This is a genomic window from Halomonas sp. B23F22_20 (genome assembly GCF_043496985.1).
Lineage (GTDB): Bacteria > Pseudomonadota > Gammaproteobacteria > Pseudomonadales > Halomonadaceae > Halomonas.
The window spans coordinates 26,889-37,407 of sequence record NZ_JBIEKH010000013.1; the positions used below are offsets into that span (position 1 = coordinate 26,889).

Annotated in this window: 8 protein-coding genes; 5 read left to right on the plus strand and 3 right to left on the minus strand. The window is 64.4% G+C overall.

Going from position 1 to position 10,519, the window contains the following annotated elements:
• Positions 1-112: 112 nt before the first annotated feature.
• The 4 genes from ACGTN6_RS12165 to ACGTN6_RS12180 all read left to right on the plus strand — a co-directional run bounded on the left by ACGTN6_RS12165 (position 113) and on the right by ACGTN6_RS12180 (position 3,957).
• Positions 113-910: an N-formylglutamate amidohydrolase gene (locus ACGTN6_RS12165; protein WP_394591868.1), complete on the plus strand. Its 798-nt coding sequence runs from the start codon at positions 113-115 to the stop codon at positions 908-910.
• A complete protein-coding gene (locus tag ACGTN6_RS12170) occupies positions 903-1,499 on the plus strand; it encodes a TRAP transporter small permease subunit (RefSeq protein WP_394591870.1) in 597 nt (198 codons plus the stop codon). The genes ACGTN6_RS12165 and ACGTN6_RS12170 overlap by 8 nt, the downstream gene beginning before the upstream one ends.
• Entirely contained in the window at positions 1,499-2,821 is a 1,323-nt protein-coding gene (locus ACGTN6_RS12175) for a TRAP transporter large permease (RefSeq protein ID WP_394591871.1), read from the plus strand. Before ACGTN6_RS12170 ends, ACGTN6_RS12175 begins: the two co-directional genes overlap by 1 nt.
• A gap of 83 nt (positions 2,822-2,904) precedes the next feature.
• Positions 2,905-3,957, plus strand: coding sequence for a TRAP transporter substrate-binding protein (locus tag ACGTN6_RS12180; RefSeq protein WP_394591873.1), 1,053 nt, complete (start codon positions 2,905-2,907; stop codon positions 3,955-3,957).
• A gap of 186 nt (positions 3,958-4,143) precedes the next feature.
• On the opposite strand, the gene ACGTN6_RS12185 is transcribed toward ACGTN6_RS12180, so the two are convergent.
• Positions 4,144-6,711 carry a GcvT family protein gene (locus ACGTN6_RS12185; protein ID WP_394591875.1) on the minus strand — a complete coding sequence of 856 codons (2,568 nt, stop codon included), beginning with the start codon at positions 6,709-6,711 and terminating at the stop codon, positions 4,144-4,146.
• Positions 6,712-7,041: 330 nt separating this feature from the next.
• On the opposite strand from ACGTN6_RS12185, the gene ACGTN6_RS12190 reads away from it, so the two are divergent.
• On the plus strand, positions 7,042-7,590 hold the full coding sequence (locus ACGTN6_RS12190; RefSeq protein WP_394591877.1) for a glycine zipper 2TM domain-containing protein: 549 nt from the start codon (positions 7,042-7,044) through the stop codon (positions 7,588-7,590).
• 120 nt (positions 7,591-7,710) lie between these two features.
• Here the strand turns inward: ACGTN6_RS12190 and ACGTN6_RS12195 are convergent, their stop codons facing one another.
• Positions 7,711-9,414 (minus strand): ShlB/FhaC/HecB family hemolysin secretion/activation protein, encoded by a 1,704-nt coding sequence (locus ACGTN6_RS12195; RefSeq protein WP_394591879.1) that lies wholly within the window; start codon positions 9,412-9,414, stop codon positions 7,711-7,713.
• Between the two features lie 9 nt (positions 9,415-9,423).
• Positions 9,424-10,519, minus strand: a 1,096-nt coding sequence (locus ACGTN6_RS12200) for an MBG domain-containing protein (RefSeq protein WP_394591880.1), incomplete at its 5' end; no start/stop codon positions are given.

The window sequence follows — 10,519 nt, forward strand, 5'->3', positions numbered from 1 at the left end:
AGTGGCGGTATGGACGTTGCCTGACGGCTCAACGTTGAAATGGCCAATGAATAGAAATTGACACTTTTGCTTATCGAAGTCTATATCTTTACAGGACCGTGGAGGAGTCCTGATGTCCAGTGAAGTTGCGCCGTCGTCCGAAAGTGTCGAAATCCACAAGGGGGACGCCCGAGGCCCCGTTGTCATCTTGTGTGAGCATGCGTCACATCGCATCCCCGTCTCCTATCGGAACCTCGGCCTGGATCCCGTGCATCGGCAGAGTCACGTGGCATGGGATCTCGGTGCCCGTGGCCTGGCCCTGAGGCTGTCGGAGGCGCTCGACGCCCCCATGGTGGCGAGTCGTGTCTCGCGGCTCGTCTATGACTGCAACCGTCCCCCAGAAGCGCTCGATGCTATCCCCGAGTGCCCGGCGGGTATCGACGTGCCCGGCAATCGCGCCCTGACGTCCTCGCGACGGGCATCTCGAGTCGAGGCGGTCTATCGACCCTTCTGCCAGGCCGTACATAGTGTGCTGACGGCGCGCGCGGCCCGGGACATCTCCACGGCGCTGATCACCATCCACAGCTTTACGCCGGCGCTTCATGGCCGGGCCCGCGCGGTCGAGGTGGGGGTTCTTCATGATGCCGACCGGCGCCTGGCCGATGCGTTGCTCGAGCAGGCTTCGCGCCTGCCGCATCGGCGGATTCAACGCAATGCTCCCTATGGCCCCGAGGATGGCGTGACTCACTCCCTGAAACTGCATGGCGAGTTCCATGGCTTGGCCAATGTGATGATCGAGGTGCGCAATGACTTGCTGGCCACACCGGAGGCCGAGGACATCATGGCCAAGGAGCTCTTGCGGTTGATCCGGCCGGCGCTGTTGACCCTGGGCTTTGAACTCACATCTCAGGGGAGCAAGCGCGATGCCTAAACCCATCCTGGTGTATATCCGTGCCATCGATGCCATGAACCGAGTGATCGGTCGTATGGCGATGTACCTGATTTTCGTGCTGATCGCCGTCTTGCTCTGGTCGACGACCTCCAAGGTCTTCTTATCGCCGTCAATGTGGACACTGGAAACCGCACAATTCGTGATGGTGGCGTACTTCGTGCTGGGTGGGCCCTATTCGATCCAATTGGGATCGAATGTTCGCATGGACCTCTTCTATGGCGACTGGAAACCGAGCACCAAGGCGTGTATCGATGCCATCACCGTCTTTTTCCTGATCTTCTATCTTGGTGTGCTGCTCTATGGCGGCCTGGTGTCGACGGCCTATTCCTTGGGCTATTTCGGCGATGCGCCGTTCGTTTTCCTGCTCGATCTGGCGACCACCTTTGTCACCGAGGGGCGGTCAGCCGCCGCGGAGACGCTGGGCTTTCTGGAGCGCAGCCCGACGGCCTGGCGTCCCTGGCTGTGGCCGATCAAGACAATTATCTGTCTCGGGGTCTTTCTGATGATACTTCAATCACTTGCCGAGTTTTTCAAAGATATCGGCCGCCTTCGCGGGGTGATCGACTGATGTCTTACGAGATGATCGCAGTCGTGATGTTCGGCTCGATGATGCTGATGTTGCTCACCGGCCAGCGTGTCTTCGGTGCCATCGGCTTCGTGGGAGCCCTGGCGGGCGTGCTCCTTTGGGGCACCGGCGGGGTGGATATTCCCTTTTCATCCGCCATGAAGCTGATGAAATGGTATCCGCTGCTGACCCTGCCCATGTTCATCTTCATGGGCTATGTGCTGTCGGAGAGCGGTATCGCCGACGACCTGTACCGGATGTTCCATGTCTGGATGGGGCCGGTGAAGGGGGGGCTGGCCATCGGCACGATCGGGTTGATGGTTCTGATCTCGGCCATGAACGGCCTTTCGGTTGCTGGGATGGCGATCGGCGCCACCATCGCCTTGCCGGAATTGCTGCGACGCGGCTATGACAAGATCATGGTGACCGGCGTCATCCAGGCCGGCTCCAGTCTCGGCATCTTGGTGCCGCCCTCGGTGGTGCTCGTGCTGTACGCGATGATCGCACGCCAGCCCGTCGGCCAGCTTTGGCTTGCCGGTGTCTTGCCAGGGCTGATGATGGCGACGCTGTTCATCATCTATATCTACGTCCGTTGCCGCCTCCAACCCTCTCTTGGCCCAGTGTTGCCCGTCGAGGAGCGCGACGTATCGCTTGCCGAAAAGCTGCGTCTGCTGCGGGCGGGTCTGCTTCCGCTGGCGATCTTTGCAATGATGATGGTGCCCTTCGTCAAGGGCTGGACCTCGCTGGTCGAGAGTTCGGCCGTGGGCGCGGTGACCGCCTTGTTGGCCGCCATCCTCAAGGGACGCATGACGCGCAAGGTCTTTGAGGTCTCGGTCAGGCAGACGCTGGCCATCTCCTGCATGTTCATGTGGATCATCCTGGCCGCGCTTGCCTTCGGTGCCATCTTCGATGGCCTGGGTGCGGTCAAGGCCATCGAAGATCTGTTTACCGAGCGGTTGGGGCTCTCGCCCTGGATGATCCTGATCCTGATGCAGCTCAGTTTCATCCTGATGGGAACCTTTCTAGACGATACCGCCATGCTGGTGATCGTGGCGCCGCTTTACGTGCCGCTTGTCGATGCCCTGGGCTTTGACTTGATCTGGTACGGCGTGCTCTACACGATCACCACGCAAATCGCGTATATGACGCCGCCATTCGGCTATAACTTGTTCCTGATGCGCGCCATGGCGCCACCGCAGATCGGCTTGCGCGATATCTACTGGTCGATTCTGCCCTTCGTCGTGGTGATGACGGCCGCCCTCAGCCTGGTCATGGTCTTTCCGCAGATCGCACTCTGGCTGCCGGGTTTCGTCTACGGGAATTAACGCCAGCACGAATGAACAACAAGAGCCCCTCGAGGGGCCGAATTCGCGCAACATTCGGTAGCCAACACCAGGAGAGCGAGAAAATGACAACAAGACGCAAGTTTCTGATCAACGCCGCCGCCGGGGCCGCCATCGCGCCGCTGGCATCAAAGGTCATGGCACAGTCTTCCTCCGGGCCGACCATCAAGTGGCGCATGCAGACCTATGCCGGTGCCGCCCTGGCCGAGCATGTCGCTAAGCCGGCCATCGATCTGTTCAACAGGATCGCTGGGGATCGGATGCAGATCGAGCTGTACTATGCCGATCAGCTCGTGCCGACCGGTGAACTCTTCCGTGCCATGCAGCGGGGCACCATCGATGCGGTGCAGTCGGATGACGACTCGATGGCCTCGCCCACCGAGGTCGCCGTCTTTGGCGGCTACTTCCCCTTCGGCTCACGATACAGTCTCGATGTACCGGTGCTGTTCAACCAGTACGGGCTCAAGGAAATCTGGGAGGAGCAATACGCTCGGGTCGGCGTCCAGCACGTCAGCGCCGGTGCCTGGGATCCTTGCCACTTCGTCACCAAGGAGCCGATTCGCAGCCTTAAGGACCTGGAAGGCAAGCGTATCTTCACCTTCCCCACGGCTGGACGCTTCTTGTCGCAGTTCGGTGTGGTGCCGGTGACGCTGCCCTGGGAGGATATCGAAGTCGCCGTGCAGACCGGCGAGCTGGACGGGATCGCCTGGTCCGGGATCACCGAGGATTACACGGTGGGCTGGGCAGATGTCACCAACTACTTCCTGACCAACAACATCTCCGGTGCCTGGATTGGGCACTTCTTCGTCAACATGGAGCGTTGGCAGGAACTGCCCGAGGACCTCAGGCTGCTGTTCGAGGTGTGCTGCGAACAGTCCCATTACTATCGCCAGCACTGGTACTGGGGCGGAGAGGCAAGACTGCGCGTGCATGGCGAAAAGCTGGAGTTGACCTCGATTCCCGATGCCGAGTGGGAGCAGGTGGAAAATGCCGCTCACGAGTTCTGGGACGAGATCGCGTCGCAATCCGAGACTCGGGCCAGGGTGGTCGAGATCTTCAAGCAATACAATGCCGACATGCGCCAGGCCGGGCGCCCCTATCGCTACGGCGAAGCCTGAGTCGTTTCACTGCCCCGGCGCTTGCCGGGGCTATACGCCAGGTGCTCCACTAGCGTCGTCCTGACGACGCTAGTGGAGCGTTAGCGGCGGATCGGCGGCCGCCGGATAGTCACGTCGCCATCACGCCGCTCCTTGACATCGCCGCGCTGCCACGGAGCGGTGGCGGGTGGGCATCGCGCCGTGGTCTCACGTTCTCGACCGTTGGTTGTCTGGGTCGTAGAGCGGCTTGTAGCCTACCGCCGCGATGTGCATCGGGTAGTGCTCGCCGAAATATTCCATCAGCAGGGTGTCACCCTCCCGGGCGGCCTCCGCCGGCAGGTAGCCCAGGGCGATATTCTTGCCCACCGAGGGGCCGAAGGCGAAGCTGGTGACATAGGAGCGCCGACCCAGGGCGTCCACTAGCACGTCGCCGCTCTCGGGATCGAGGATTGGCGCCTGGCCCACCGGGTAGCGCTGCTGGCCCCGGGCGTCACGCAGGTCTTCCAGGGTCAGGGTGCACAGGTAGGCCGGCTGGCGGTCGCGGCCGCGTTGCTCCAGGTAGGCGGCCTTGCCGTGGAAGTCCGCGGCCTTGACCTTTGGGCGGGCTAGGCCGGCCTCATAGAGGTTGTACTCGGTCAGCAGGTCGACGTTCTGCAGCCGCAGGCTCTTCTCCAGACGACGGCTGTTGGCGTAGGTCTCGATGCCAACCGGGGTGACGCCGAGCGCGAAGAGCCGGTCCCACAGGGCCAGGCCGTAGCTGAAGGGCACGTAGAGCTCCCAGCCCTGTTCGCCCACGTAGGAGATGCGGAAGGCCCATACCGGCAATCCTCCCAGACGGATCTCTCGGGCCGTGGCGAAGGGAAAGTGCTCCGTCGACAGGGCCTCGGGATCGTCGGCCAGCGCCTGCAGGGTGCGGCGGGCATTGGGGCCCCAGACGCCGAGTGAGGCCAGGCTGTCGGTGCGATCCTCCAGGTGCCAGCGTGTCAGGCCGCGGGTCTCGGCCTGGCGGGTCAGCCACATCAGGTCGCGGTGGCCGGTATCGCCGCCGCAGATCACCCGGTAGGCATCGTTGGCCAGGCGCACGATGGTCAGGTCCGAGTGGATCCCGCCGAGCTGGTCGAGAAAGTGGGTGTAGACGCCCTTGCCGATCGGCGTGTCGCCGCCGACCTTGGCCACCGAGAGATACTCCAGCAGCGCCTCGGCGTCGGGGCCACGCAGGTCGAAGATGGCGAAGTGGGAGAGGTTGATCATTCCCACGTCGTCGCTGAGTGCCAGGTGTTCGGCGTTGGAGACCCGCCAGAAGTGTCGGGCGTCCCACTCGGCTGGGCGCTCCGGCACGCGATCGCCGTAGCGTTCCAGCAGGTGATCGTTGGCGGCATAGCCGTGGGCGCGTTCCCAGCCGGCGGCCTCCATGAAGTGGCCGCCGAGCTCCACCTCGCGGGGCCAGAAAGGGCCGCGGCGCAGGTTGCGGCCGGATTCGAAGGGCTCGCGAGGATGCACCGCCGGGTCGTAGATCTTGCGGGCGATCTCCTGGCAGCGGCCGTAGACGTAGTCCGGCGTCTTCTGCACCGGGTAGAAGCGGGCGATGTCGATGCCGTGCGTGTCGATCTCGGTACGTCCGGTGGTCAGCCAGTCGGCCAGCACCTTGCCCATACCTGGACCGTCCTTGACCCATACCGCCTCGCAGAACCACAGCCCGCGCGTCTCGGGGGATTCGCCGAGCAGGGAGCCGCCGTCGTTGGTCACCGAGAGCAGACCGTTGAAGGAGTGTTTCTCGTCCCAGCCGAGCTCGCCGAGCACCGGGGTGAGCTCGATGGCGCGCTCGAAGGCGTGCATGACCTGATCGAGCTCCAGATCGCGCATGGAGGGCGAGAGCCGTGCCTGATGGCGCTCGAGGATCTCGCTTGGGCGCACCAGCCGTGGTTCGCGAGTCTCGTAGTAGCCCCATTCGAGCTGGCCGCCCTCGGTGGTGGCGGGGTCGCCGGTGTCGCGCAGGTAGGCGGAATTGCCCTGGTCGCGCAGCAGCGGGTAGCCGATCTCCTTGCCGGTGCCGGCGAAGGTATCGAAGGGGCCGAAGAACAGCAGCGGGTGCTCCACCGGCATCAGCGGTAGGGCGGCCCCGCCCAGTGCCGCGGGGAGCGGCCCCCAGATGCCGGAGGTGACGATGACCACCGGGGTGGCGATATAGCCCTTGGCCGTCTCGACGCCGTGCACCCGACCGTCGCGGACATCGATGGCCAGCGCCGGGGTGTCGGCGAAGGCGGCGAGCTTCCCGGAGGCCTTGGCTTCCTCGATCAGCTCGCCGGCGACCTGCTGGGAGCGTGGCACCACCAGACCGGCATCCGGATCCCATAGCGCACCCTGAATCAGCGTCTTGTCGAGCAGCGGGAAGCACTCGGCGGCCTCGTCGGGGTCGACCAGCCGCGCCCGGGTGCCGAAGGCCTTGCCCGAGGCCACTTTGCGTGCAAGCTCCGCCATGCGCTCGTCGTCGCCGACCCGAGCCACCTCCAGGCCGCCGATGCGCGCATAGTGCCCCCGGGCCTCGTAGAAGCGCTGGCTGTAGGTGGTGGTGTAGCACGACATCTTGTCGTGGGCGGTCATGAAGCAGAAGTCCGAGGCATGGGCCGTGGAGCCGATGTCCGAGGGTATCGACGACTTGTCGAGTCCCACCAGATTGCTCCAGCCCAGCTCAATCAGGTGATGGGCCACGGAGGCGCCGACGATGCCTCCCTGGCCGATGATCACCGCGTCTGCCTGCGTGGGGAAGGTCGCCATGGTCGTGCTCCTGCGTTGCCCGGGTGCGTGCCCCGTCCTGTCAAGCTAATGCACCTCGGGCTACCGGAGTGCCCCATGGCGACCCCGGCATGTGCCCTTGCGACAGGCGACCCGGGACCGGTGGCGAGTGTCGTTGCCCGGCGACACGGGCGCAGTAACTGTGAAACCCCGCCGCAGCGCCTGGAGCGGCGGGTGATGAGGGGCGATACTTTCGTACGTCGAAAGCGGCGCAGGAGGCGCCGTGGTCGACCATCGCAGCCGTCTGGAGCGATTCCCAGGATTCCAGCGAGTGGCGCCCCGGGCGCCCGACAACCCGACAAGAGGTGAAACATGAGCAAGTCGATCGTGGTGGGGAGCGTCCTGGCGGTACTGGGTCTTGGCGGCATGGCCTTCGGGGCCTGGCAGGTCCAGGAAAGCCGACAGCCCCAGTTCGCGGACATTACCGGGGTCGAGCCCCTGACCCGCACCGTGGAGACGCCACGTGAGGTGTGCGAGAACGTGGTGGTGCAGCGCCAGGCGCCGACCCGCGACCCGCACAGCGTGGTTGGCACGGCGGCCGGCGCCATCGTCGGCGGGCTGCTGGGCAACCAGGTCGGCGGCGGCAGCGGCAAGAAGATCGCCACCGTGGCCGGTGCCATCGGCGGCGGCTTCGCGGGCCGCGAGGTCCAGCGTCGCGTCGAGGCCGGCCAGACCGTCTCCACCACCGAGCAACGCTGCCACACCGTCACCGACTCCCACCAGGAGACCACCGGTTACGAGGTCAGCTGGCGCTACGACGGCCAGGCGCATACCAGCCGGCTGGACCGGCGCCCCGAGGGTGAGACGGTTCGCGTGGTCAACGGTGAGCCGCAGTGGGGAGAGCCTCGCACCGAGAGCTGAGTGCCTCGCTATAGCGCCATGGCCCGGTATCCATGGCGCGCCCACACAGCAGAAGGGCTGCCCCGGTTGGGGCGGCCCTTCTGCGTACATCGATCGGTTGGGGCGAGGGGGCCTGTACGCTTAAAATCGATATGCGGCGGTGGCCCAGATACGCGGGTCGCGTTGGTGGTTGTCCGACAGCGCATCGCCGCCGCGGACTTCCCAGGCACTGCTGATATCCAGATGAAAGCCGGCGTGCTGGTAGCGCAGCCCCATCCCGGTGCCGGCCAGGGAGCGTGAGTCACCTCTGTCAAGGCCGCCGTTGGGGGTGTGGCCCAGATCATAGAATAGATAAGGTACGAGAGCCTCACTTGCCCGATAGCGCAGCTCCATTTGGGCCAGCCAGCCCCGGCTATCAGAGCCCTCGCCGGTGGGAAAGGCCCGCACGCCATAGGGGCCACCTAAATAAATGCTTTCCGAGCCATCCAGGTCGTCGCGATCCGCCCATTGGGCGTTCAGTCGGCCATACAGATCGAGGCCATGGCCGAGCGACTGCACGCGCGCCACATTCAGGTTGAGCTTGGTAAAGCCATAATTGCTCTCGGCCATGCCGGTTTGCGACTGCTCCAGCGTACCCGGCGTTACTGTTAGGGTGCCGAAGGTGATGCCACCCCGGGCCAGGCCGTCGCGGGCATCGAAGCGCACGCCGAGCGGCAGGCTGTGGCTCTCGGTGGCCTTGCGGTAGTCGGCGAAATCGATGTCGTCGTCCAGGTCCTTGTACTGGTAACGCGCGCTTAGTGACACATTGGCCTGCTGGCTGCGTAGTAGCGGGTAGCTCAGCGTTGCCGAATACACCGCCGCCGTACCGGTGTAGCCTTCGAACCCCCTGCCCAGGGTGTAGTCGGTATGCGCATAGCCCACTTCTCCGCGCAGACCTTTGGCGCCCAGGGGGCGTGAGTAACTGATATTCCCCAGCCAAGTCGCTTCGTTGGTGTAGAGTGCGGAGAGGTTCAGCTCGTCGCCGACGCTCAATACCCGATGGGCGGCAAGCGTGGCGCGAGCGCGATATTCCCCTGAGAAGCGGCTGCCGTGGTTATCAGCGCCCAACTCGACGGCCAGGCGCTCGGCGTCGCCTACCCGCACGTCCAGATCGCCCTGGCCCAACTCTGCCCCCGGGCGCATGATCGGCGTTACGGAGAGGCCCGGCAGGTCGCCTAGCAGCAGCAACTGACGCTCCAATGGGGCCGACTCGATCAGGCGTCCCGTGGTCAGTGGCGCCAGATAGGGGCGTGCGGCATCGGCCAGTGCGGCATCGTCGCTGGTGGCCTCGGCCTGGCCATAGCGCCCCTCGAGCACCCGAAGGGTCAGGACGCCATCATCCAGGGATTGGGCGGGCAGGAAGGCGCGGGCGAAGAGGTAACCTTGCTGGCGATAATAGCGGCTAACCTGGTTGGCCAGATGGCGCAGCCCGGCCAGATCCAGAGGCTCGTTCAGGAGGTCAAGAATTGCCTCTTTCAATTCCTCGTCGGAGAAGCGGGTATTGCCCTCGAAGCGAACCCCCGACAAGGTGATCTGCTGACCGCCGCCCTGTTCCTCTACCAAGGGGTCGCCTCCTAGCTCCAATGTCATGGAAGAAGAACGTGGCGCGATGGTTTCCGGTTGGCTCTGTTGCAGGATCTGACCGGCATCCGGCGGTGTCTGGGCCCAGGTCTCCGGGCCTGCCAGCAGCCCGCCGACTAGTGCTATGCCCAGGCAGATCGGTCGTCTCTGCCCCGGTTCGGGGCGAAAGGTCGTGATCTCATATGGCGATTGCATGGTTTCCATTTCCACGTGGCAATGATCCATTTGCGGCGCTCAGGGCGAGAAAGGTGTGGTATTGACGCCGGCTGGTAGGCGAATACCGTCTTCTTCCACACGCAGGTGCAGCGTCTCGAAGGGTTGCGGTGCCGGTTCATTCTCCGTCAGTGCTGTCCCCGCCTTATCGGTGGTGCGCCGTTGCAATACCGCGATGCTTACCTCCGCGGGGTAGGCTATCGAGCCGCTTTTTTGCGGTTCTGGGCTCGGCTCGGGTTCGGGCTCTGGCTCCGGCGTGGGGGGGAGGGGGGCAATCAACAACTCGCCTTCCTCAAAAGTGATGGCATAGTTGGGGTTGGCGGTGTCAGTCAGAGAGCCCTGCTCGATGGCATAGCGCCCCACCTCTTCACCGGGCTTCCGGAGCAGGTCACCAGTCAGGCTCTCGCCGACCACGAGGCCGCAGTCAGCTGTTGCTGCACCACAGCCGGCCTGCCAACTGAGGGCCGGGTCGGCCTGGCCGTGGCGCTTGCGTTGGTCATCCGCGGTTAAGGTGACCGGGCGAGGGGTGACCGTTAGCTCTCCCGCCACGAAGGTCAGCAGGTAGTTACCGTCGGTGCCGCTGGCGGTGTGCGTATAAGTGCCCTCGTCTTTGCCGCTGCCGCCGCTGGTGGTGACGCCGCTGAGCACGCTTTCGTCTTCGCCGCCCACCAGGCCGCTGGCGGTAAAGCCGCTGACGCTTTGCGCACCGCCGTTGTAGGTCACGGTGTCGCTATTGGCGGTGACGGTGGCGGCGGCCTTATCGATGGTCAGGCCGCCGTCGATAAAGGTGAGGGCGTAGTTGCCGTCGCTGCCGTTGGCGGTGTGCGTGTAAGTGCCCGCGTTTTTGCCGCTGCCGCCGCTGGTGGTCACGCCGCTGAGCACGCTTTCGTCTTCGCCGCCCACCAGGCCGCTGGCGGTAAAGCCGCTGACGCTTTGGTTGCTGCCGTTGTAGGTCACGGTGTCGCTATTGGCGGTGACGGTGGCGTTCGCCTTATCGATGGTCAGGCCGCCGTCGATAAAGGTGAGGGCGTAGTTGCCGTCGCTGCCGTTGGCAGTATGCACGTAGCTGCCGGCATCGGTGCCGCTGCCACCCGTGGTGGTGACGCCGCTGAGCACG

Excerpts from the sequence above, each read along its gene's own strand:
- ACGTN6_RS12175 (WP_394591871.1), top strand. The coding sequence starts at position 1,499 with ATGTCTTACGAGATGATCGCAGTCGTGATGTTCGGCTCGATGATGCTG.
- ACGTN6_RS12195 (WP_394591879.1), bottom strand. The coding sequence starts at position 9,414 with ATGGATCATTGCCACGTGGAAATGGAAACCATGCAATCGCCATATGAG.
- ACGTN6_RS12185 (WP_394591875.1), bottom strand. The coding sequence starts at position 6,711 with ATGGCGACCTTCCCCACGCAGGCAGACGCGGTGATCATCGGCCAGGGA.
- ACGTN6_RS12170 (WP_394591870.1), top strand. The coding sequence starts at position 903 with ATGCCTAAACCCATCCTGGTGTATATCCGTGCCATCGATGCCATGAAC.
- ACGTN6_RS12165 (WP_394591868.1), top strand. The coding sequence starts at position 113 with ATGTCCAGTGAAGTTGCGCCGTCGTCCGAAAGTGTCGAAATCCACAAG.
- ACGTN6_RS12190 (WP_394591877.1), top strand. The coding sequence starts at position 7,042 with ATGAGCAAGTCGATCGTGGTGGGGAGCGTCCTGGCGGTACTGGGTCTT.
- ACGTN6_RS12180 (WP_394591873.1), top strand. The coding sequence starts at position 2,905 with ATGACAACAAGACGCAAGTTTCTGATCAACGCCGCCGCCGGGGCCGCC.